At 73.6% G+C, this 21,431-nt stretch carries 19 protein-coding genes; 4 read left to right on the forward strand and 15 right to left on the reverse strand.

Annotated features, from left to right (window positions below; all coding sequences use genetic code 11):
* Window positions 1–3: 3 nt before the first annotated feature.
* The 11 genes from aroQ to ACIRBX_RS35635 form a co-directional block, all read right to left on the reverse strand.
* Entirely contained in the window at window positions 4–444 is a 441-nt protein-coding gene (gene aroQ / locus ACIRBX_RS35585) for a type II 3-dehydroquinate dehydratase (RefSeq protein ID WP_402303918.1), read from the reverse strand.
* Complete coding sequence (gene aroB, locus ACIRBX_RS35590) at window positions 441–1,529, reverse strand: 3-dehydroquinate synthase (RefSeq protein WP_402303920.1); 1,089 nt, start codon at window positions 1,527–1,529, stop codon at window positions 441–443. Before aroB ends, aroQ begins: the two co-directional genes overlap by 4 nt.
* Window positions 1,526–2,038 (reverse strand): shikimate kinase, encoded by a 513-nt coding sequence (locus tag ACIRBX_RS35595; RefSeq protein WP_402303922.1) that lies wholly within the window; start codon window positions 2,036–2,038, stop codon window positions 1,526–1,528. The genes aroB and ACIRBX_RS35595 overlap by 4 nt, the downstream gene beginning before the upstream one ends.
* Complete coding sequence (gene aroC / locus ACIRBX_RS35600; protein ID WP_402303924.1) at window positions 2,035–3,219, reverse strand: chorismate synthase; 1,185 nt, start codon at window positions 3,217–3,219, stop codon at window positions 2,035–2,037. Before aroC ends, ACIRBX_RS35595 begins: the two co-directional genes overlap by 4 nt.
* 116 nt (window positions 3,220–3,335) lie before the next feature.
* The gene (locus ACIRBX_RS35605; protein WP_402303926.1) at window positions 3,336–4,178 is read right to left on the reverse strand and encodes a shikimate dehydrogenase; all 843 of its coding nucleotides are present in this window, start codon (window positions 4,176–4,178) and stop codon (window positions 3,336–3,338) included.
* 97 nt (window positions 4,179–4,275) lie between these two features.
* Complete coding sequence (gene mltG, locus ACIRBX_RS35610) at window positions 4,276–6,090, reverse strand: endolytic transglycosylase MltG (protein ID WP_402303928.1); 1,815 nt, start codon at window positions 6,088–6,090, stop codon at window positions 4,276–4,278.
* 110 nt (window positions 6,091–6,200) lie between these two features.
* On the reverse strand, window positions 6,201–7,403 hold the full coding sequence (gene mltG / locus ACIRBX_RS35615) for an endolytic transglycosylase MltG (protein WP_402303929.1): 1,203 nt from the start codon (window positions 7,401–7,403) through the stop codon (window positions 6,201–6,203).
* A 94-nt stretch (window positions 7,404–7,497) separates the two neighbouring features.
* Window positions 7,498–7,980 carry a Holliday junction resolvase RuvX gene (gene ruvX, locus ACIRBX_RS35620; protein ID WP_402303931.1) on the reverse strand — a complete coding sequence of 161 codons (483 nt, stop codon included), beginning with the start codon at window positions 7,978–7,980 and terminating at the stop codon, window positions 7,498–7,500.
* Window positions 7,980–10,649 carry an alanine--tRNA ligase gene (alaS, locus tag ACIRBX_RS35625; protein ID WP_402303934.1) on the reverse strand — a complete coding sequence of 890 codons (2,670 nt, stop codon included), beginning with the start codon at window positions 10,647–10,649 and terminating at the stop codon, window positions 7,980–7,982. The genes ruvX and alaS overlap by 1 nt, the downstream gene beginning before the upstream one ends.
* Window positions 10,649–11,089, reverse strand: coding sequence for a DUF6167 family protein (locus tag ACIRBX_RS35630; protein WP_402303937.1), 441 nt, complete (start codon window positions 11,087–11,089; stop codon window positions 10,649–10,651). The genes alaS and ACIRBX_RS35630 overlap by 1 nt, the downstream gene beginning before the upstream one ends.
* Window positions 11,090–11,094: 5 nt before the next feature.
* On the reverse strand, window positions 11,095–11,574 hold the full coding sequence (locus ACIRBX_RS35635; protein WP_402303938.1) for a DUF948 domain-containing protein: 480 nt from the start codon (window positions 11,572–11,574) through the stop codon (window positions 11,095–11,097).
* Window positions 11,575–11,791: 217 nt separating this feature from the next.
* Here ACIRBX_RS35635 and ACIRBX_RS35640 point away from each other — a divergent pair, with 217 nt between their 5' ends.
* On the forward strand, window positions 11,792–13,984 hold the full coding sequence (locus ACIRBX_RS35640; protein WP_402303941.1) for an ATP-binding protein: 2,193 nt from the start codon (window positions 11,792–11,794) through the stop codon (window positions 13,982–13,984).
* Here ACIRBX_RS35640 and rpsD read toward each other — a convergent pair.
* From rpsD to ppk2, 3 genes are all read right to left on the reverse strand, one after another.
* Window positions 13,972–14,586: a 30S ribosomal protein S4 gene (gene rpsD / locus ACIRBX_RS35645; protein ID WP_402303943.1), complete on the reverse strand. Its 615-nt coding sequence runs from the start codon at window positions 14,584–14,586 to the stop codon at window positions 13,972–13,974. The two genes, ACIRBX_RS35640 and rpsD, sit on opposite strands and share 13 nt — an antisense overlap.
* A 313-nt stretch (window positions 14,587–14,899) precedes the next feature.
* On the reverse strand, window positions 14,900–16,249 hold the full coding sequence (locus tag ACIRBX_RS35650; RefSeq protein ID WP_402303945.1) for a replication-associated recombination protein A: 1,350 nt from the start codon (window positions 16,247–16,249) through the stop codon (window positions 14,900–14,902).
* Between the two features lie 31 nt (window positions 16,250–16,280).
* Complete coding sequence (ppk2, locus tag ACIRBX_RS35655; RefSeq protein WP_402303948.1) at window positions 16,281–17,105, reverse strand: polyphosphate kinase 2; 825 nt, start codon at window positions 17,103–17,105, stop codon at window positions 16,281–16,283.
* A 208-nt stretch (window positions 17,106–17,313) separates the two neighbouring features.
* On the opposite strand from ppk2, the gene ACIRBX_RS35660 reads away from it, so the two are divergent.
* The 3 genes from ACIRBX_RS35660 to ACIRBX_RS35670 all read left to right on the forward strand — a co-directional run bounded on the left by ACIRBX_RS35660 (window position 17,314) and on the right by ACIRBX_RS35670 (window position 20,845).
* Window positions 17,314–18,207, forward strand: a complete 894-nt coding sequence (locus tag ACIRBX_RS35660) for a LysR family transcriptional regulator (protein ID WP_402303949.1) — start codon at window positions 17,314–17,316, stop codon at window positions 18,205–18,207.
* Window positions 18,208–18,527: 320 nt separating this feature from the next.
* The gene (locus tag ACIRBX_RS35665; protein ID WP_402303950.1) at window positions 18,528–19,502 is read left to right on the forward strand and encodes a hypothetical protein; all 975 of its coding nucleotides are present in this window, start codon (window positions 18,528–18,530) and stop codon (window positions 19,500–19,502) included.
* Window positions 19,499–20,845 (forward strand): MFS transporter, encoded by a 1,347-nt coding sequence (locus tag ACIRBX_RS35670; RefSeq protein ID WP_402303953.1) that lies wholly within the window; start codon window positions 19,499–19,501, stop codon window positions 20,843–20,845. The genes ACIRBX_RS35665 and ACIRBX_RS35670 overlap by 4 nt, the downstream gene beginning before the upstream one ends.
* On the opposite strand, the gene ACIRBX_RS35675 is transcribed toward ACIRBX_RS35670, so the two are convergent.
* Window positions 20,818–21,327, reverse strand: a complete 510-nt coding sequence (locus tag ACIRBX_RS35675) for a GNAT family N-acetyltransferase (protein WP_402303955.1) — start codon at window positions 21,325–21,327, stop codon at window positions 20,818–20,820. The two genes, ACIRBX_RS35670 and ACIRBX_RS35675, sit on opposite strands and share 28 nt — an antisense overlap.
* Between the last annotated feature and the right edge of the window lie 104 nt (window positions 21,328–21,431).

The raw sequence follows: 21,431 nt of genomic DNA on the forward strand, positions 1-21,431 counted from the left end.
CGGTCACTTGGTGACCAGCTGGTCGGCGAGCGCGCGCAGCGCCAGCTCGTAGGAGCCGATGCCGAAGCCCGCCACCGTGCCGGAGGCCACCGCGGCGATCACCGAGGTGTGCCGGAAGGTCTCCCGGGCGTACGGGTTGGAGATGTGCACCTCGATCAGCGGCGCGGTCCGCTGCGCGGCGGCGTCCCGCATGCCGTACGAGTAGTGGGTGAAGGCGCCCGGGTTGATCACCACGGGGGTCTTCCGGTCCGCCGCCCCGTGCAGCCACTCGATCATCTGCTGCTCGGAGTTGGTCTCCCGGACCTCGACCTCCAGGCCGAGCTCCTTGCCGAGCGCGGTGCAGCGCTCGACCAGGCCCGCGTAGGAGGTGGCGCCGTAGACGTCCGGCTCCCGGCTGCCGAGGCGGCCGAGGTTGGGGCCGTTGAGCACCAGCACCTTCGTCACGAGGAGACCTCCGCGTAGGCGGCGACCAGCACCTGCGGGTCCGGGCCCTCCAGCACGGAGGTCTTGCCCAGGCCGTCCAGCACGATGAAGCGCAGCAGGTCGCCGCGCGACTTCTTGTCGATCCGCATGGCGTCCAGCAGCTTCGGCCAGGCGTCCGCACGGTAGCTCAGCGGCAGGCCGACGGAGGCCAGCACCGAGCGGTGCCGGTCGGCCGTCTCGTCGTCCAACCGCCCGGCCAGCCGGGCGAGTTCGGCAGCGAAGACCATGCCGATGGAGATCGCGGCGCCGTGCCGCCACTTGTACCGCTCGTTCCGCTCGATGGCGTGGCCGAGGGTGTGGCCGTAGTTCAGGATCTCCCGCAGGCCCGACTCCTTGAGGTCGCCGGAGACCACGTCGGCCTTGACCTGGATGGCGCGCCGGATCAGCTCCACGGTGTGCGGGCCGGCCGGGGTCTTGGCGCCCTCCGGGTCGGCCTCGATCAGGTCGAGGATGGCCGGGTCGGCGATGAAGCCGCACTTGATCACCTCGGCCAGGCCGGAGACGTAGTCGTGCCTGGGTACCGTCTCCAGGGTGGCCAGGTCGGCCAGCACGCCCACCGGCGGGTGGAAGGCGCCGACCATGTTCTTGCCCTCGGCGATGTTGATCCCGGTCTTACCGCCGACCGCCGCGTCCACCATGCCGAGCAGCGTGGTGGGCATCGAGACCCAGCGCACCCCGCGCAGCCAGGTGGCCGCCACGAAGCCGGCCAGGTCGGTGGTGGCACCGCCGCCGAGGCCGACGATCACGTCGCTGCGGGTGAAGCCGGTCTGGCCCAGCACCGACCAGCAGTACGCGGCCACCTCGGCGCTCTTGGCCTCCTCGGCGTTCGGCACCTGGAGGGCGATCGCCTCGTAGCCCTCGGCCGCCAGGTCCTCGCGGATCGCCTCGCCGGTGGCTTCCAGGGCCTCCGGGTGGATGATCGCGACCCGCTTGGCCCTGGTGCCGATCAGGCCGCTCAGCTCGCCCAGCAGCTGATGCCCGATCAGCACGTCGTACGGGTCGTGGCCGGCGCTGCCGCCCACGTGGATGGTGACGGTGTCGCTCATGCCTTCAACTCCAGTGCTTCCAGTACGGCGTCCGCGACCTGCTCGGGGGTGCGGCCCTCGGTGTCCACCACGGCCGTCGCCACCTCCAGGTACAGCGGGCGGCGGGCCTCCATCAGCTCGCGCCAGCGGGCCCGGGGGTTGATCGCCAGCAGCGGGCGGGGGGCGTCCAGGCCGACCCGCTTGACCGCGTCGCCGAGCGCCACCTCCAGGAAGACCACCGGGAGCTCGCGCAGCAGCGCGCGGCTGGCGTCCGCCATCACCGCGCCGCCGCCGAGCGAGAGCACTCCGGGGTGCCCGGTGGCGGCGGCCTCGACGGCCGCCGCCTCCAGGGCGCGGAAGTGCGGCTCGCCCTCGTCCACGAAGATCTCCGGGATCGGCTTGCCGGCCGTCCGCTCGACGTCGGCGTCGGTGTCCCGGAAGGTGACCCCGAGCCGCTCGGCCAGCAGCCGCCCCACGGTGCTCTTGCCGGCCCCGGGCGGGCCGACCAGCACCACCACCGGTGCGGTCACCGGACGATCAGGTTGTCGAGGTAGCCCTGCACGTTGCGGCGGGTCTCGGAGACGTTGTCGCCGCCGAACTTCTCCGCCACCGCGTCGGCCAGCACCAGCGCGACCATCGCCTCGGCGACGATGCCGGCCGCCGGGACGGCGCAGACGTCGGAGCGCTGGTGGTGCGCCTTGGCCGGCTCGCCGGTGCGCACGTCCAGGGTCTGGAGCGCGCGCGGCACGGTGGCGATCGGCTTCATCGCGGCGCGCACGCGCAGCAGCTCACCGGTGGACAGGCCGCCCTCGGTGCCGCCGGAGCGGCCGGAGGTGCGCTTGACGCCCTCGGGGGTCGGCACGATCTCGTCGTGCGCCTTGGAGCCGGGCACCCGGGCCAGGTCGAAGCCGTCGCCGACCTCGACGCCCTTGATGGCCTGAATGCCCATCAGGGCGGCGGCGAGGCGGGCGTCCAGGCGACGGTCCCAGTGCACGTGCGAGCCGAGCCCGACCGGCACCCCGTAGGCCAGCACCTCGACCACACCGCCCAGGGTGTCGCCGTCCTTGTGGGCCTGGTCGATCTCGGCCACCATCGCCTTGGACGCGTCGGCGTCCAGGCAGCGCACCGGGTCCTCGTCCAGGCGGGCCTCGTCGGAGGGCAGCGGGAGCACGCCGGCCGGGGCCTTGGCGGCGGCCAGCTCGACCACGTGCGAGACGATCTCGATGCCGCAGGTGGCCTTGAGGTAGGAGCGGGCCACGGCGCCGAGCGCGACCCGGGCGGCGGTCTCCCGGGCGGAGGCGCGCTCCAGGATCGGCCGGGCCTCCTCGATCGAGTACTTCTGCATGCCGGCCAGGTCGGCGTGGCCGGGGCGGGGCCGGGTCAGCGGCTCGTTCCGGGCCAGGCCCGCGAGGACCTCCGGGTCGATGGGGTCGGCCGACATGACCTGCTCCCACTTGGGCCACTCGGTGTTGCCGACCATGATCGCCACCGGGCTGCCCATGGTCTCGCCGTGCCGGACGCCGCCGAGGAAGGTCACCACGTCCTGCTCGAACTTCATCCGGGCGCCCCGGCCGTAGCCGAGCCGACGGCGGGCCAGCGCGTCGGCCACCAGCTCGGTGGTGACCGGCACCCCGGCCGGCAGGCCCTCCAGCGTCGCGACCAGTGCGGGACCGTGCGACTCCCCCGCCGTCAGCCAGCGCAACGTACCCAACGGAGCTCCTTCGTCAGCGGCCCGGGGGCCGGGTCTTCGTTCCCCTCGATCCTTTCATGCCGGGAAAGCTCCCGGACGCACGGTCCGCGTTGCGGACAGGAACGGTCCGAACCTTGTCAGTTCCCCGGAGCCCCCGCGGCCAGCGCCTTCTCCCCCGCGACGCGCATCGCGTCCAGCGGTCCGGCGGCCGTCCCGGTGAACTGCTCGAACTGCAGCACCGCCTGATGCACCAACAGGTCCAGGCCGCCCAGCACCGTCGCCCCGCGCTCCGCCACCGCCGCCACCAGGGCCGTCGGCCACGGGTGGTACAGCACGTCGAACAGCGCCCCGGGCGCGGGGGGCACCGCGGCCGCGAAGCCGTCGGTGGCCCCGGCCGGGGTGGTGGAGACGGTCAGCGGGGCCTCCAGCGCGGCGGCCCCGTCCGCCCAGGGCGCCGTACGGAGCGTCAGGCCGAGCCGCTCGCCCAGCTCCCGCATCTCGGCGGCCCGCTCCGGGCTGCGCACGTAGACCGTCACCGGGCCGTCGCAGACCTGGGCCAGCGCGGCCAGCGCGGACGAGGCGGTGGCCCCGGCGCCCAGCACCGAGGCGGCCTCGACCCGCTCGACGCCGCGCTCGCGCAGCGCGTTCACCAGCCCCGGGACGTCGGTGTTGTCGCCGCGCAGGTCGCCGTCCGGGCCGAACACCACGGTGTTCACCGCGTCCACCGCGAGCGCGGTCGCGCTGATCCCGTCCAGCAGCGGCATGACCGCCCGCTTCAGCGGCATGGTGAGCGACAGCCCGGCCCACTCCGCCCGGTCCAGCCCGGCGACGAAGGAGGCCAGTCCGGCCTCGTCCACCTCGTGCCGCCCGTAGCTCCACCGGGCGAGCCCCAGCGCCTCGTACCCGGCCCGGTGCAGCACCGGGGAGAGCGAGTGGGCGATCGGCGAGCCGAGCACGGCGGCCCGGTGCTGGGTGGTCACGAGGAGGCACCTTCCTGGAGGCTGGACGACGCGGCCACCCTAACGCCCCCGGCCGCCGCCCCCGGCGGCGGCCGTCAAGTGCCGAGCACCCGTCGACTCAGGCGCACATGCCCTCGGTCTCGTTGAAGCCCTGGCCGTTGATCTTGCAGTACTCCTTCACGTCCTTCTTGAAGGCGTCGAAGGTCGCCGCGAACCGGGTCTCCTGCGGGGTGAGCGCGACGAAGTAGACCCAGTCGCCCGGCGTCGGGTCGAGCACCGCCTTGATGGCGTCCTCGCCCGGGTTGGAGATCGGGGCCGGCGGCAGGCCCTTGTTCACGTACGTGTTGTACGGGCTCTTGTCGCCGTCCTTCTCCGCCTTGGTGAACTTGGTGCGGCCGAGCTTGTACTGCAGGGTGGTGTCGAGCTGGAGCTTGCCCTGGGTGGCGGGGGTGTTCAGGCGGTTGCTGATCACCCGGGCGATCTTGCCGAAGTCGGCCGAGTTGTTGCCCTCGGCCTGCAGGATGCTGGCCGCGATGACGACCTCGTAGCCGTTCTTGTAGCCGGCCTTCTGGGCGCTCGCGTCCAGGCCGAGCTCCTGGTACTTGTCGGCGGCCGTCTTCACCATCTGCTTGAGCAGGTCCTCGGGCTTCATGCCCTCGCTGATCGGGTACTTCGTCGGCCAGAGGAAGCCTTCGAGGTTGTTGTTGGCGTAGGCGGGCAGGCCCAGCTCGCCGAGCTTGCTCTGGGCCACCCCGGCGGTGGTGCCGGGCGCCTGCTTCAGCTTCTCGTCGATCAGCTTGTAGGTGTCGGTGGCCTTGCGGCCCTCGGGGAAGATGATCGCCGCGCCGCCGAGGGACTCCACCAGCATCTTGACGGCGGCCTCGCCGGACATCTCGTGGTGCATGGTGAAGAAGCCGGGCTGGATGCCGCCGGCCTTCGGGTTCTTGTTGAAGGCGGCGGTGAAGGCGTCGATGCTCTTCACCACGCCGGCGTCCTTGAGCGTCTTGCCCATAGCCTCGCCCGGACCGGGCTTGATCTCGACCTGGACGGTGCCCTTGCCGTCGCCGGTGAAGTCCGGCGGCGGGCCGAAGTGCTTCTGGTAGAAGCCGTAGCCCCACCAGCCCGCGCCACCCGTGGCACCGAGCAGCACCAGGGCGACCACCAGGCAGGCGCCGCTGTTCTTGCGGCCGGCCTTCTTGCCCTTCTCCTTGCGGCGCTTCTCGGCCGACCGGGAGTCGTCCGGCTCGCCGAAGAAGGACTCGGCCTCCTCGTCCGACTCCTCGTACCGGTCCTCGGTCCACTCCTCGGGCTCCGGCTCGGCCACCGACTCGGCCGCGGCCGGTGACTCCAGCGCGGCCGCCTCGGCCTCCCAGTCGATGCCGTCCGGCCCGGGGCCTGAGACCGGCTCCGACCGGCGGCGGCGGTTCACCGGCGGCTGGGGCTGCCCGCCCTGCGGCGGCGGCACCTGCTGCGGCATCTGCTGCTGGGGCATCTGCTGCTGGGGCGGCGGCGCCTGCTGCTGGAACGGCTGCTGCTGGTACGGGACCTGCTGCTGGAAGCCCTGCTGCTGCGGGTGGCCCTGCTGCTGGAACGGCTGGCCCTGGCCGGGCTGCTGCTGGTACGGCTGCTGCCCGTACTGCATCTGCTGGGGCTGCATCTGCTGGGGCTGCCGCGGCTGGCCGTACTGCACCTGCTGCGGCATCTGCTGCTGCGGATAGCCCTGCTGACCCTGGGCGTAGCCGTACCCGCCGGCCTGCTGCGGCTGTTGCGGCTGGACCTGCTGGGGCTGCGGCTGCTGGCCGTACTGCACCTGCTGGGGCATCTGCTGCTGCGGATAACCCTGCTGGCCCTGGGCGTAGCCGTCGTACCCGGGGTCACCCGGCTGCCACGGCTGCGCGCCCTGGGGCTGGTAGCCCCCGCCCAGGTCAGTCATCGATCCCCTTAAGCCGATCCGGCAAGTCTCTCGAACCGGCGTGCTAGCGGCACGCCCGGAGGGAGACGTTACCGTACCGCAGAGTACGTCCCGATTGGCCCGGCTCCCCCTCAACCGCCCCCGGCGGCCGGAGACCGGTCGGCGGCGCGCGCCGCCTGACGGGTGTTGAACTCCGCGACGTTGCGCTGGTGCTGCTCGAAGCTGTCGGTGAAGCGGGTGTCCCCCTTGGCCACCGTGACGAAGTAGAGCCAGTCCCCCTCGGCGGGCTGGACGGCCGCCTGGAGGCCGTCCCGGCCGGGGTTGGCGATCGGGGTCGGCGGCAGGCCCTGGTGCAGGTAGGTGTTGAAGGGCGAGTCCAGCTTGGTGTCGGTGGCGGTGGTGGTCAGGGTGGATCGGCCCAGCGCGTAGTTGATGGTCGAGTCGAACTGCAGCGGCATCTGCTTCGCCAGCCGGTTGAGCACCACCCGCGCGACCTTGGCCATGTCCTCCGCGTTGTCCGCCTCGCCCTGCACCAGGCTGGCGATGGTGACCAGCTCGTACGGGCTGCGCCCGAGCGCACCGGCCACCGTCTCCAGCTCGTCCGCCTGCTGGGCCTTGGCGGCCTGCCGGACCATCTGCTGGAGCAGGCCGAGCGCACCGGTCTCCCCGGTGACGGGGTAGGTGGAGGGGAAGAGGTAGCCCTCCGGGTTCCCCTTGGCCTCGGGCGGCAGGCCCAGCTCACCGGCCTGCTGCTCGGCCACCCCCCGGGTCGTCCCCTCGGCGAGGTTGAGCTTCTGGTCCACCGCGGTGTAGATCCGCTCGGCCCGCCAGCCCTCGGGGATGGTCAGCGCGTTGGCGTTGCCCGGGTCCAGCAGCACGTTCAGTGCGGAGGCGGCCGGCAGCCGTTGGCGCAGGGTGTAGGTGCCGGGCTGGATGGTGTTGCCCGCCGGGCTCTTGGCGGCCGCCTCGGTGAAGGCCCGGGTGCTGGCCACCACGCCCTGCTTCACCAGCACCTGGCCGATCTGGGTCAGGGTGGCGCCCTGCACCACCGAGACCTGGACGCTCCCGCTGCCGGAGCCGCCGAAGTCGGCCGCCCGGACGGGTTCGTTCCGGGGCCACCACAGGTAGCCGGCCAGCACGGCCGCGCCGAGCACCCCCGCCAGCGCCAGCACGCTCAGGCAGCAGGCCAGGCCGGAGCGCAGCCGGCGCGGGTCGTACGGCTCCCCGCCGGGCCCGGGGCCCGGCACCCCGCCCTCGGGCTCCTGCACCGGCGCGCCCAGGTGACCGGGCGTCAGACCGCCCGTCAGGCCCGGCGCGGTGTACGGATCGGTCACGGCCTCGTCCCCTCCGGCTGGTCCCCGGCAAATGCGGAACGGGACACCCGCGGCGTACTGCGGGTGCCCCGTCCGGGACGCTATTGCACGATCATCAGCCGACCGGCACGACGCTCTCACCAGGGGGCCGGCCGCTCACCCGTTCGGTCTCCAGGGCGTTCTGCAGGATCACCACGGCGGCTGCCTGGTCGATCACCGAGCGGCCCTTCTTGGAGTTCCGGCCGGAGGCCCGCAGGCCCTGGGCGGCGGTGACGGTGGTCATCCGCTCGTCCACCAGACGGACCGTCACCGGGTAGACCAGCACGGCCAGCCGGTCCGCGTACTCGCGGACCTTGGCGGCGGCCGGGCCCTCCTTGCCGCTCAGCGAGCGCGGCAGGCCGACCACCACCTCGATGGCGTCGTACTCGTCCACGATCGCCTTCAGCCTGGCCTGGGACCGGCCCCCCGCCGGGACCGTCTCCACCGGGGTGGCGATCAGCCCGTCCGGGTCGCAGCTCGCGACCCCGATCCGGGCGTCCCCCACGTCCACGGCGATCCGACGGCCCCGGCGGAAGACCTTCTCCTCCTGAGGCTCCATCAGCGGGCGCGCTCCGCGACCAGGCCCTTGACGGCGGCGATCGCCTCGTCCAGGGCGGCCGGGTTGGTGCCACCGCCCTGGGCGACGTCGTCCTTGCCGCCACCGCCGCCGCCGAGGGTCTTGGCGGCGACCTTGACCAGCTCACCGGCCTTGACGCCGCGCGAGCGGGCGTCCTCGTTGGTGGCGATCACGGTCAGCGGGCGGTCGTTGGCCACCGTGAAGGCGGCGACCACGGCCGGGCGGGCGCCGAGCCGGGCCCGGACGTCCAGGACCAGCTTGCGCAGGTCGTCGGCGCCGGTGCCGTCGGCCACCCGGGCCGCGACCACCGAGACGCCCTGCACGTCCTCGGCGCCCGAGGCGAGGCCGGCGGCCAGCGCCAGCACCTTCTCGGCGCGGAAGCGCTCGATCTCCTTCTCGGCGTCCTTGAGCTTGGCGAGCATCCCGGAGATCTTCTCCGGCAGCTCCTCCGGGCGGCCCTTGACCAGCTCGGTGAGCTGGGCCACCACGGTGTGCTCCTTGGCCAGGAACTTGTACGCGTCGGCGCCGACCAGCGCCTCGACCCGGCGGACACCCGCACCGATCGAGGACTCGCCGAGCAGCTTCACCAGGCCCAGCTGGGCGGTGTTGCCGACGTGGGTGCCACCGCAGAGCTCCTTGGAGAAGTCCCCGATGGTGACCACGCGCACCGAGTCGCCGTACTTCTCGCCGAACATCGCGATGGCGCCGGCCTTGCGGGCCTGGTCCATCGTCATGACCTCGGCGGTGACCTCGAGTTCCCGGGTCAGCACGTCGTTGATCTTCTGCTCGACGTCCACCAGCACCGAGCCCGGCACGGCGGCCGGCGAGCCGAAGTCGAAGCGGAAGCGGCCCGGGGCGTTCTCCGAACCGGCCTGCGCGGCGGTCGGGCCGAGCGCGTCGCGCAGCGCCTGGTGGGTCAGGTGGGTGGCCGAGTGCGCGCGGGCGATGGCCCGGCGGCGGTCCAGGTCGATCTGGGTGTACGCGGCGGCGCCGAGCACCACCTCGCCGACCACGACCGTGCCCTTGTGCACCGTGACGCCCGGCACCGGGGCCTGCACGTCGCGGACCTCGATCACCGCGCCGGAGTCCAGCCGGATCCGGCCCTGGTCGGCCAGCTGGCCACCGCCCTCGGCGTAGAACGGGGTGCGGTCGAGCACGACCTCGACCTCGTCGCCCTCGTGCGCGGCCGGCGCGGAGACGCCGTCGACCAGCAGGCCGACCACGGTCGACTCGCCGTGCGAGTCGGTGTAGCCGGTGAAGACGGTCGCGCCGGAGCGGTCGGCCACCTCGCGGTAGGCGGAGACGTCGGCGTGGCCGTGCTTCTTCGCCTTGGCGTCGGCCTTGGCCCGGTCCCGCTGCTCCTTCATCAGGCGGCGGAAGCCGTCCTCGTCCACCGAGAGGCCCTGCTCGGCGGCCATCTCCAGGGTGAGGTCGATCGGGAAGCCGTAGGTGTCGTGCAGCTGGAAGGCCTTGTCACCGGAGAGCACGGCGGAGCCGGCCGACTTGGTCTCGGCGACCGCGCCGTCCAGGATCGTGGTGCCCGAGCGCAGCGTCTGGAGGAAGGAGACCTCCTCGGCGACGATCACGGTGGTGATCCGCTCGCGCTCCTTCTCCAGCTCCGGGTACTGCGGGGCCATCGCCTCGATGGTGACGTCGGTCAGGCGCTTGGCGACCGGGTCGGTGGCACCGAGCAGGCGCATGTTGCGGATCGCGCGGCGCAGGATGCGGCGCAGCACGTAGCCGCGGCCCTCGTTGCCCGGGGTCACGCCGTCGGAGACCAGCATCACCGAGGTGCGGATGTGGTCGGCGACCACCCGGAGCGAGACGTCGGAGCGCTCGGCCGCACCGTAGGTGTGGCCGGTCAGCTCGGCGGCGCGGTCCAGGATGTGCCGGGTGGTGTCGATCTCGAAGAGGTTGTCGACGCCCTGCAGGATGGTGGCCAGGCGCTCCAGGCCGAGGCCGGTGTCGATGTTCTGGCTGGGCAGGTCACCGAGGATCGGGAAGTCGTCCTTGCCCGAGCCGGCGCCGCGCTCGTACTGCATGAAGACCAGGTTCCAGATCTCCATGTAGCGCTCGCCGTTGACCGCCGGGCCGCCCTCCTCGCCGTAGGCGGGGCCGCGGTCGTAGTTGATCTCCGAGCACGGGCCGCACGGGCCGGGGACGCCCATCGACCAGAAGTTGTCGGCCTTGCCCAGGCGCTGGATGCGCTCGGCCGGGACGCCGATCTTGTCCCGCCAGATCGCCTCGGCCTCGTCGTCGTCCTGGTAGACGGTGATCCAGAGCTTCTCCGGCTCCAGGCCGTAGCCGCCGTCGGCGACGGAGGTGGTCAGCAGCTCCCACGCGTAGCTGATGGCCCCCTCCTTGAAGTAGTCGCCGAAGGAGAAGTTGCCGCACATCTGGAAGAAGGTGCCGTGCCGGGTGGTCTTGCCGACCTCCTCGATGTCCGGGGTCCGGACGCACTTCTGCACGCTGGTGGCGCGCGGGAAGGGCGGCTTGACCTCGCCGAGGAAGTAGGGCTTGAACGGCACCATGCCGGCCGGGACCAGCAGCAGGGTGGGGTCGTCGGCGACCAGGGAGGCCGACGGCACGACGGTGTGGCCGCGCTCCTCGAAGAAGCGCAGCCACCGGCGGCGGATCTCTGCCGACTCCATCATTGGTCCTTCCGGTTGGGGCCGCCGGGCAGCTCCGGGAGCTGACGCGGCGTCGAATCCATGTCTGAGGGGGTGGTGCGGGCACTGCCGGGACGGGGGCGCTGGGCGGCGGCCGGGGAGCCCGGTGCCGCCTTGATAGCTCGCGCCGCGCCGATCGCCGGGTCCGCCGCCGCGCCGCGCAGCGCCCGGCGGCGCGGGGGCTCGACCACGGCGGTGCCGTCCAGGCCCAGGTCGTCGCGGAGCTGCCGCTCCCGCTCGGTCATGCCGGCCCGCACGTCGGCGGCGAACTGCTTGGCGGCGTCGCCGAGTTGGAGCGCGCCACGGGCAGCGGTGCCGGAGAGGCTGTCCGGGGTCATCCGGTGCACGGCCTCGTTGGCCTTGTTCATCGCCCAGACGGTGGCGCCCGCGCCGACCGCCATCCAGAAGATCCGTCGCACCATCGCCGTCAGCCCTTCACCGCGCGGCGCAGCCGGCCGACCAGCCCGCCCCGGCGGGGGGCGGTGGCGGCCCGGACCTCGGCCCGGATCAGCCGGGCCAGCTCCTCGCGCTCGCCGGACTGCTGGGGCACCGTCAGGCCGGCCTGCTGGCGGGAGACCGCCTTGCGCACGCCGTAGGAGAAGGCGGCCATCTTCACCAGCGGGCCGCCGAGGGTGGCGGCCACCGTGGAGGAGAGCGCGTTGGCGTTGGCGGCGGCGTCCTGCACGTTGGCGGTGATCTCGTCCACCCGCTCCAGCTGCTCGTTGGCGCTGCGCACGGCGGTGCCGGCGTCGGTCAGCAGGGGCACGGCCTGCTCGGTGACGGCGGCCACCAGTACGGTCGCCTCCCGGAGCACCTTGGAGAGCCGTACCAGGACGACCGCGAGCAGGGTGACCAGGACCGCCCAGAACACGGCGACCAGCAAGCCGACCAGCTCTCCCACGGACACCTTGCGCGCTCCCTCGCCGTCAGCCCCACTTCTCCGGGTTGAACCCTACCGCGATTCGCCGGACGGATTGCCTGCGGCACCCGGCTCGACCCGGGCCCGACCTGGGCTCGACCCGGGCCCGGCCCGGGTCCACGGGCCAGTAACCCGTCACCCCGTCACCTCGTTGAGCGGGTGGTCCGCAGGGTGCGGGCCTTGACCTGGCCACGGGGGCGGCGCGGTGCGCACCGGATCGACGTGCAGTGACTCACCCGGCCACCGGCTGCCCGCCGAGCTGACCAGCTTCGTCGGCCGGGAGGCCGAACTCGCCGAGCTGGCCGAGCTGCTGACGCACGCCCGGCTGGTCACCGTGACCGGCCCGGGCGGGGTGGGCAAGACCCGGCTGGCGCTGCGCGCGGCGGCAGCCGCGTCCCACCGGTACGCCGACGGCGTGCGGCTGGTGGAGCTGGCCGGGGTGCGCGGCCCGCAGCTGCTCGGCCACGCGGTGCTGGAGGCGCTGCGGCTGCCGGACTCCACCACCCGCGCCCCGGAGGACGTGCTGGCCGAGGAGCTGGCCGACCGCGAGCTGCTGCTGGTGCTGGACGGCTGCGAGCACCTGGTCGAGGCCTGCGCGGCGCTGACCGACCGCCTGCTGCGGGCCGCGCCCGGCCTGCGGGTGCTGGCCACCGGCCGGGAGGTGCTCGGGGTGGCGGGCGAGCGGCTCCACCCGCTGGCCCCGCTGCCGGTGCTGGACGGACGGGACGGTCACGAGGGTCCGGGCCGGCTCCCGGCGGCGGTGCGGCTGTTCGCCGACCGGGCCGGCGCGGTGGTGCCGGGTTTCGAGGTGGACGACCGCAACCTCGCCGAGGTGGCCCGGCTCTGCCGCCGGCTGGACGGCATCCCGCTGGCGGTGGAGCTGGCCGCCGGTCGGCTGCGGGCGCTCTCGGTGGAGCAGATCACCACCCGGCTGGACGACCGCTTCAAGCTGCTGGTCGGCGGTTCGCGCTCCGGCCCGGAGCGGCACCGGACGCTGCGCACCACGATCGGCTGGAGCCATGAACTCTGCTCCTCGCAGGAACGTTTGCTCTGGGCCCGGCTCTCCGTCTTCACCGGCGGCTTCGACCTGGAGGCGGTGGAGTACGTGTGCGCCGGGGAGGGCCTGGTGGGTGACGAACTCCTGGACCTGGTCGGCGAGTTGATCGCCAAGTCGGTGCTGTTGCGGGAGCACGGCCCGCTCGGCGTCCGGTACCGGCTGCTGGACACCCTGCGCGAGTACGGCGCCCAGTGGCTGCGGGCCAGCGGCGAGGAGCAGCGGCTGCGCCGCCGCCACCGGGACTGGTACCTCGGGGTGGCCACCTGGGGCGAGCTGGAGTGGTTCGGCCCCCGGCAGCCGGAGACCGCCGAGCGGACCAGGGCGGCCCACTCCAACCTCCGCGGCGCGCTGGAGTTCTGCCTCTCCGAGCCGGGCGAGGAGCAGCTCGCCCTGCTGCTGGCCGGCACCCTGTGGTTCTACTGGGTCGGCTCCGGCCACCTGGGCGAGGGCCGGCACTGGCTGGACCGCGCCCTGGCGCTGGCCCCCGAGCCGACCGAGGCCCGGGCCAAGGCGCTCTGGGTGACGGGCTACCTGGCCACCCTCCAGGGCGATCTGCACCGGGCCCGCCCGGCGCTGGCCGAGTGCCACCGCCAGGCGGTGGAGACCGGGGACGACCGGGCGCTCGCCTACGCGGTCCACCGGCAGGGCTGCGCCGCCCTGATCGGTGACGAACTCGCCCGCGCCACCGAGCTGTTCGAGGAGGCGCTGTGGCACTACGAGACGATCGGCGAGCTGAACAGCAACGTGCTGATGGCGATGTTCGAGCTCGGCGTGGCCCACCTCTTCCAGGGCGAGACCGAGCGCGGCACCATCTGGCTGGAGAAGGTCCGGGAGGTCTGCGAGGAGTACGGCGAGCAGTGGGCCTACGCCTACGGCCGCTACGCGATGGCCTACGCGGCCTGGCTCGCCGGCGACCTGCGGCAGGCGCGGGCGCACGCCCGTGAGTGCGTCCGGCTGAACCACCTGTTCCGCGACCTGCTCGGCGTGGTGCTGGCGCTGGACGTGCTGGCGGTGCTGGAGACCGAGGGCCCGGACCCGGACCCGTACGAGGCCGCCGTGCTGCTCGGCGCGGCGCACCGGACCTGGCGGGCGGTGGGCAAGCCGTTCTGCGGCTCCGTCACCTTCAACACCCCGCACCGCACCGGCCTGGAGCGGGCCCGGGCCGCCCTGACCGAGCAGGAGTTCACCGGGGCGTTCGAGCTGGGCGCGGCCCTCGACCTCGACCGGGCGGCGGCCCGGGTGGCCGCCCGCCGCACCGCCCGCCGGGCCGGGAACGGGCCGAGCCCCGCAGCCGGAAGGCTGCGGGGCTCGGCTCTGCCTGCGGCAGGTCAGCGCGAGTAGTACTCGACGACCAGCTGCTCGTCGCAGATCACGGGGACCTCACGACGCTGCGGGGCGCGGTCCAGGCGGAAGGCCAGGGCGCGGAGGTTGACCTCGAGGTACTTCGGGGTCTGACCCTCACCCGCGTTGCCACCCTCACGGGCGACGACGAACGGGGTCTTCTCCTTGCTACGGTCACGCACGGTGACGACGTAGCCCGGCTTCAGCTGGAACGACGGCTTGTTGACCTTGCCACCGTTGACCTCGATGTGGCCGTGGACGACCATCTGACGGGCCTGGTAGATGGTGCGGGCGATGCCCGAACGCAGGACCAGCGAGTCGAGACGGGTCTCGAGCTCGGCGATCAGCGCCTCACCGGTCTTGCCCTCGGTCTTCTTGGCACGGTCGAACGCCCGGGCCATCTGCTTCTCGCTCAGGTCGTACTGGGCGCGCAGACGCTGCTTCTCGGTCAGACGGACCTTGTAGTCAGAGTTCTGCTTGCGGCCACGGCCGTGCTGGCCGGGCGGGTACGGACGAGCCTCGAAGTACTTGACGGACTTCGGGGTCAGCGGGATGCCAAGGGCACGCGCGATCTTGACCTTGGGACGCTTCTGGTTCGCCATGGCGACCATTACCTCTTTCAGTGTGCGAATACGGCTTCACCAGGTGTTGACGGAGGTTGCTCCTCGCGACCCGGAGAAAAACCGCCCGCGTGACGGACGGTCAGCCGCTCTCCGCAGCCGGGCACTACTGTGCTTGCACACGTTCGGCCCACCGCCGGGAAGATGATGGGCCACCCGCGACACCGAAACCGGTGCGCAACGCTCCTGGGAGTCCACGAGGGACTCCGGGCCACCGTCCCGCTGGTGCGGCCGGTCGGTCAGCCGGAGCTCACCGCCGGGCCCGGGACAGGGCACTCCGGGTAACTGTACAGGACTACTGATCGCCCCTGAGCCGGGCCCGGGTCCACTCCACGGTGTCCGCGTAGCGGGCCTCGCCACCGCGCCTGGTGGGCTGGTAGTACTCCTTGCCGTGCACCGCGTCCGGTGCGTACTGCTGCCTGGCGATGCCCTCGGGCCGGTCGTGCGGGTAGGTGTACCCCTGGGCGTGGCCGAGCTTGGCCGCCCCCTTGTAGTGGCCGTCCCGCAGGTGCGGCGGCACCGCGCCGGCCAGACCGGCCCGCACGTCGGCCAGTGCCGCGTCGATGGCCAGGTAGGCCGCGTTCGACTTGGGGGCCAGGGCCAGCGCGATGGCGGCCTGGCTGAGGATGATCCGGGCCTCCGGGAAGCCGATCAGGGCCACCGCCTGGGCCGCCGCGACGGCGGTCTGGAGCGCGGTCGGGTCGGCCAGGCCGACGTCCTCGCTGGCCGAGATCATCAGCCGCCGGGCGATGAAGCGCGGGTCCTCGCCGGCCTCGATCATCCGGGCCAGGTAGTGCAGGGTGGCGTCCACGTCGCTGCCCCGGATCGACTTGATCAGGGCGCTGGCCACGTCGTAGTGCTGGTCGCCGTCCTTGTCGTAGCGGACCGCCGCCTGGTTCACCGCCGTCTCGGTGGTGGCCAGGGTGATCTCGGCCTCGCCCTTCTCCAGCGCCGCCCCGGCCGCCGCCTCCAAGGTGGTCAGCGCCCGCCGGGCGTCTCCCCCGGCCAGCCGGACCAGGTGGTCCTCGGCCTCCTGACCGAGCGTCACCTCGCCGCCCAGGCCGCGCTCGTCCGTCACCGCCCGGCGCAGCAGCGCCCGGACGTCCTCGTCGGTCAGCGACTCCAGGGTGAGCAGCAGCGAGCGGGAGAGCAGCGGGGAGATCACCGAGAAGTACGGGTTCTCGGTGGTGGCGGCGATCAGGGTGACCCAGCGGTTCTCCACCGCCGGGAGCAGCGAGTCCTGCTGGGCCTTGGAGAAGCGGTGGATCTCGTCCAGGAAGAGCACCGTCTCCCGGCCGGACATCCCGACCGCGCGCCGGGCGCCGTCGATCACCGCCCGGACCTCCTTGACCCCCGCGGTGATCGCCGAGAGCTCGACGAACCGGCCCTCCACCGCCTGGCTGATCACGTGCGCCAGGGTGGTCTTGCCGGTGCCGGGCGGGCCCCAGAGGATCACCGAGCTGGTGGCCGCCGGGCCGCGCGAGTTGGCCACCAGGCGGCGCAGCGGGGAGCCGTCCCTGAGCAGCTGCCGCTGGCCGGCCACCTCGTCGATGGTGCGCGGGCGCATCCGCACGGCGAGCGGGGCCCGGCCGGGCTCCTGGGCCTGGCGTTCCTCGGCGGCGGCGGTGAAGAGGTCCGGTTCCACGCTGTGAAGCGTATGCCAGCCGGCGGACAGTTCAGTCGGTCAGCTTGGCGGCGTGGTCGGGCACGTACTTCTGCAGGTCGCGCGGAGGCCGCTGGTACCCCTGGCCCGGCGGGCGGGGCGGCAGCTGCACGGACGGCGGGCTGACCTCGTGGTACGGGACGGTGGAGAGCAGGTGGGCGATCATGTTGATCCGGGCCCGGCGCTTGTCGTCGCTCTCCACCACGTGCCAGGGGGACTCCGGGATGTCGGTGTAGACGAACATCTCGTCCTTGGCCCGGGAGTACTCCTCCCAGCGGGAGATCGACTCGGTGTCCATCGGCGAGAGCTTCCAGCGCCGCATCGGGTCCTCCAGCCGGTCCCGGAAGCGCTTCTCCTGCTCGGTGTCGCTGACCGAGAACCAGTACTTGCGCAGCATGATCCCGGCCTCGATCAGCATCCGCTCGAAGGTCGGGCACTGGTGCAGGAACTGCCAGTACTCCTCCGGCGTGCAGAAGCCCATCACCTTCTCCACCCCGGCCCGGTTGTACCAGCTCCGGTCGAACAGCACGATCTCCCCGGCGGCCGGCAGCTGCTCCACGTACCGCTGGAAGTACCACTGGCTGCGCTGGCGCTCGGTCGGCGCCGGCAGGGCGGCGATCCGGGCCACCCGGGGGTTCAGGTACTCGGTGACCCGCTTGATCGCGCCGCCCTTGCCGGCCGCGTCCCGCCCCTCGAAGACCACCACCAGCCGGACGCCCTCGGCCCGCACCCACTCCTGGAGCTTCACCAGCTCGCCCTGGAGGTGGAGCAGCTCGCGCTCGTACGGCTTCTTGGGGAGCCTCGTCGTGCTCTTCGGCTTGGGGGACTTCGGCGCCATCCGGCCCTCCGCTCACGGGTGCTGATGGGCACTCACGTTACGGCGGATCAGGCGGGGCCGCAGGTCGGCCGGGGCGGGAGGCGGGCGCGTCGCGGGTGCCGGGGACCGGCCGTCCCCTGTGCTGCCGGTACCGGGCCCCGCGACGGGTGGCCCACTCTGCACCAGCCCCCGGGCACCGGTCCAATTCCCGCCTCCATAACCTGGTGGCATGGACATCGACACCCGGCTGCTCCGCTCCTTCGCCGTGGTCCACGAGGAGGGGCAGCTCACCGCCGCCGCCTCCCGGCTGCTGATCTCGCAGCCCGCCCTGACCAAGCAGGTCCGCCAGTTGGAGGCCCTGCTGGGCGTCCGGCTCTTCGAGCGCACCCGGACCGGCGTCACGCCCACCCCGGCCGGCCGGGAGCTGGCCCGCCGCGCCCCCGGCCTGCTGGGCGACTGGGACGCCGCCGTCCGGGGCGTCCGGCACGCGGCCACCGAGGCGGAGGGGCTGCTCCGGGTCGGCTTCGAGGGCGCCACCGTCAACCTGGTCGGGCTGGCCACCATGACCGAGTTCGAACGGCGGATGCCCGGCTGGCAGGCCCGGATGCGGCAGAACAACTGGTTCGACGTCAGCTCCGGCCTGGCCGGCGGCGAGATCGACCTCGCCCTCTGGCACGCCCCCGCCGAGCTCGCCCCCGAGTTCACCGGCGAGCTGCTCGGCGTCTCGCCCCGGATCGCGGTCCTGTCCGCCGCCCACCCGCTGGCCGGGCGCGAGCGGATCGACGTCACCGAGCTCTTCGACGACCCCTTCGTCGCCATCCCCGCCGAGGCCGGCTTCTGGCGCGACTACTGGCTCGGCGCCCCCGAACGGGCCGGCCACCCGGCCCGGATCGGCGCCGTCGTGCACAACGCCGACGAGTGGCTGGCGGCCGTGGCCTGCGGGCAGGGCATCGGCCTCGCCCCCGAGGCGATGCGGCGGCTGGCCCCGCGCCCCGACGTGGTCTACCGCGACGTCGACGGCCTCGCACCGAGCCACGTCGGGCTGTACTGGCTGCGCGAGCGGCCGTGCACACCGGCGATGGCCGCCTTCGTCGAGAGCTGCCGCAGCACCTTCGCGCTGTAGTCGCGCGGGCCCCGGCGCTTCGCGCCAACGGAACCAGGCAGGTGCCCAGGGGCGCGAGGAACTGCGCGAAGCGGAAGACGGCGACCCGTGTGCCGGGCACGGACAACCACCTGCAAGTGAGCGTTCGCACCCGGCAATCGGGAAGTCGCCCCCACTGCGCGCAGTTCCCCGCGCCCTGCGTCGCTGCCTGGTGGCCCACTTGCCCAAGCGGCCCCGCCGGTTCGCCCAGGGGTCCGGGACGTGGACGGGACAGCGGGCCCTGCCGGGTGGGACCTCGGGACGGCCAGGGTGGGGGCATCCGAAGCTGACGGAGGATCACCATGACCGCCGCCCCGCCCACCACCAACGACCACGGCACGGACGTCGACCCGCACGACCTGGCGATGGTCGCCTTCCGCTCCGACCCCGCCCGCCGGGCCCGCGACTGCCTGCTCGCCGTCAACTCGGGCATGCGGAGCGGCTACGCAGCCCTCAAGGCCGAGCTGACCCCACGGCTCGGCCCGGTGATCGTGGTGGAGAACGACGCCCGGGGCGGGCGCTACACCCTGGTGCACCGGGACGAGCGGGAGAGCCTGCACCCGGTGGCCGAGGAGTTCGCGCTGGCCAAGTCCGTCGCGCACGTGCCGCTCGGCCTGTTCTCGCTGCTCGCCCCCTACCTGACCGGCGCGGCCGGCACCGATGCCTGGGCGGCCCCGCTGCGGGGGTACGCGGAGACCCTCGCCACCGCCCGCCGCGAGCTCCACCAGGCGGGCCTGCCCGCCGAGTTGGCGGCCTCCTCGGGGCGGATCCTGGACGCGGCCCTGGCCTTCGCCGATCGCTCGGTGGCGGCGGGCGGCTTCACCGTCGCGTCCTTCACCGACTTCAGCGGCTCGGTGTACACCGACATCCGCACCAACATGACGCACGCCGCCCGGGCCCAGATCGCCGGGGTCGGCGAGCTGCTGCCCCGCTGGCGGCGGCGGATCGGCGAGCGGGAGTGGTCCGACCTGTACGTGGTGGTGCTGTCGATCTGGACCACCGCCGTGCTCAACCAGAACACGATCATCATCCGCCGCTTCATGGACCCGGCCCAGGTCGCCACCCACCTGCTGGACGTGCCGACCGCACAGCTGCCCGCCGATCCGGTCGCCACCGCGCTGGACAACCTGGCCAGGATCGTCCAGGACAACGTGGCGGCCGAGCTGGTCTTCCCGGTCGACCAGGCGGTCGCCGACGCCCTCAAGGGCCGGCAGGACCTGCTCTCCGACACCATCCTGGAGCAGCTCTCCTGCCCGTACCGGGGCCGGGCCGCATGAACCCGTGGGCGGCCGCCGCCGCCCTGGCCCTGCTCGCGGCCAACCTCCGCGCGGCCGTCACCGTCCTGCCGCCGCTGCTGCCCGACCTCGGCGTGACCGGGGCCGCCGCGAGCGTCCTGACCACCCTGCCGGTGCTCTGCCTGGCCCTGCTCGCCCCCTGCGCCGTCCCGCTGGCCGACCGCTTCGGCACCGGCTCCGCCCTCACCGGGGCGATGGCGCTCCTGACGGCCGGCCAGCTCCTGCGGGCCGCCCCCGGGGCCCCGGCGCTGTACGCCGGCACCGCCCTGGCGGGCGCGGGCATCGCGATCGGCAACGTGCTGCTGCCCGCCGTGGTCAAGCAGCGCTTCCCCGCCCGGACCGGCCCCGCCACCGGCCTCGCGATGACCGCGATGACCGCCACCGCCGCGCTGGCCGCCGCCCTGAGCGTCCCGCTCGCCCACGCCGCCGGCCCCGGCCCGGCCCTCGCCCTCTGGGCCGCCCCGGCCCTGGCGGCCGCGCTGTTCCCGAGCGCCCGCACCCGGTCACCGGACGAGGGCACCGGGCACCACCCCGGCGGCGCCACCGCACCGGGCCGGACGGGCGGCAGCCCTGCCACCGGACGGGCGGCGGACCTCCCGGCCGGAAGATCGGGCAGCCGCCACCGAGCACCGGTCCGACCGAAGGGCAGCGCCACCGAGCAGACCGCCGACGCCGCGCCGTCCCTGCTCCGCGAGCCGCTCGCCCTCGCCGTCGCCGGCTTCCTCGGGCTGGTCTCCCTGGTGTTCTACGTGCTGACCGCCTGGCTGCCGCAGCTGATGCGGGATCAGGGCCACGACCCGGCCCGGGCCGGGCTGATGGTCTCGGTCTTCCTACTGGTCGGCATCCCGCTGGGCCTGGGCACCCCCGTCCTCGCCGCCCGGCTGCCGGACCAGCGCCCGCTGGCGGCGGCCGTCGGGGCCGCCACCGGCCTCGGGCTGGCCGGGCTGCTGCTGGTGCCGCAGGCGGCCTGGCTCTGGGTGGTGCTGCTCGGGGTGGCCAACGGTCTCGGCTTCCCGCTCGCCGTCACGCTGCTGGGCCTGCGCACCCCGGACCCGGCCACCGCCGCCCGGCTCTCCGCACTGGCCCAGTCGGCGGGCTACGGGCTGGCCGCGCTCGGCCCGCTGACGGTGGGTCTGCTGCACGGCGCCACCGGAGGGTGGACGGTGCCGCTGCTCCTGCTGCTGGCGCTGGTCCTTCCCGAGACCGCGCTCGGGCTGACGGCCGCCGCGCCGGGCTTGCTCGGAGCGGGACCGGCCGGGCCCCGGCCCGCGCGGCGCGGGGCCACCCGGGCCCGGCGTCAGAGCGCGCCGAACGGCTCCGGGTAGCGGCAGTGACCGGTCGGGGTGGAGCCGTTGGCGCCCGGGAGGCGGAGCGCCTGGAAGTATCCGTCGGGCACCTCGAAGGGCCCGGTCACCTGGTGCTCGGTGGCCGGCGTGAAGCCGAACTGACCGTAGTACTCCGGGTCCCCGAGCACCACCACCAGCTGCTCCCCCGCGGCTGTGGCGGCGTCCAGCACGGCCTGCACCAGCTGCTGCCCGACCCCCTGCCGCTGCCACTCGGGCGCGACCGCCACCGGGGCCAGCGCGAGCGCCGCGCCCTCGCCGACCTCCAGCCGGGTGAGCAACGCGTGCCCGACCACCAGGTTGCGCTCGTCCACCGCCACCACCGAGAGGTCCGGCAGCCAACACCGGTCCCGGCGCAGCGCGTCGACCAGGTCGGCCTCGTCCGGGCCCGGGAAGGCGGCCATGTGCACCCGTCTGGTCGCGGGGGCGTCCTCGGGGAGCTCGACTCTGGTGCTGACGGTCATCGTTGTTCCTTCCACGCCTTTGTGGACCCACGCCTTGGTGGACGAGAGAGCGGCCCCGGCGGTTGCGACGATCTCGCATCCACCGGGGCCACGATGCTACTGAA

The organism is Kitasatospora sp. NPDC096147 (assembly GCF_044763225.1).
In the GTDB taxonomy this organism is placed as follows: domain Bacteria; phylum Actinomycetota; class Actinomycetes; order Streptomycetales; family Streptomycetaceae; genus Kitasatospora.

Excerpts from the sequence above, each read along its gene's own strand:
- rpsD (WP_402303943.1), bottom strand. The coding sequence starts at position 14,586 with ATGGCGAACCAGAAGCGTCCCAAGGTCAAGATCGCGCGTGCCCTTGGC.
- ruvX (WP_402303931.1), bottom strand. The coding sequence starts at position 7,980 with ATGGAGCCTCAGGAGGAGAAGGTCTTCCGCCGGGGCCGTCGGATCGCC.
- ACIRBX_RS35665 (WP_402303950.1), top strand. The coding sequence starts at position 18,528 with ATGACCGCCGCCCCGCCCACCACCAACGACCACGGCACGGACGTCGAC.
- mltG (WP_402303928.1), bottom strand. The coding sequence starts at position 6,090 with ATGACTGACCTGGGCGGGGGCTACCAGCCCCAGGGCGCGCAGCCGTGG.
- ACIRBX_RS35670 (WP_402303953.1), top strand. The coding sequence starts at position 19,499 with ATGAACCCGTGGGCGGCCGCCGCCGCCCTGGCCCTGCTCGCGGCCAAC.
- alaS (WP_402303934.1), bottom strand. The coding sequence starts at position 10,649 with ATGGAGTCGGCAGAGATCCGCCGCCGGTGGCTGCGCTTCTTCGAGGAG.
- ACIRBX_RS35675 (WP_402303955.1), bottom strand. The coding sequence starts at position 21,327 with ATGACCGTCAGCACCAGAGTCGAGCTCCCCGAGGACGCCCCCGCGACC.
- ACIRBX_RS35660 (WP_402303949.1), top strand. The coding sequence starts at position 17,314 with ATGGACATCGACACCCGGCTGCTCCGCTCCTTCGCCGTGGTCCACGAG.
- ACIRBX_RS35630 (WP_402303937.1), bottom strand. The coding sequence starts at position 11,089 with ATGGTGCGACGGATCTTCTGGATGGCGGTCGGCGCGGGCGCCACCGTC.
- ppk2 (WP_402303948.1), bottom strand. The coding sequence starts at position 17,105 with ATGGCGCCGAAGTCCCCCAAGCCGAAGAGCACGACGAGGCTCCCCAAG.
- aroB (WP_402303920.1), bottom strand. The coding sequence starts at position 1,529 with ATGAGCGACACCGTCACCATCCACGTGGGCGGCAGCGCCGGCCACGAC.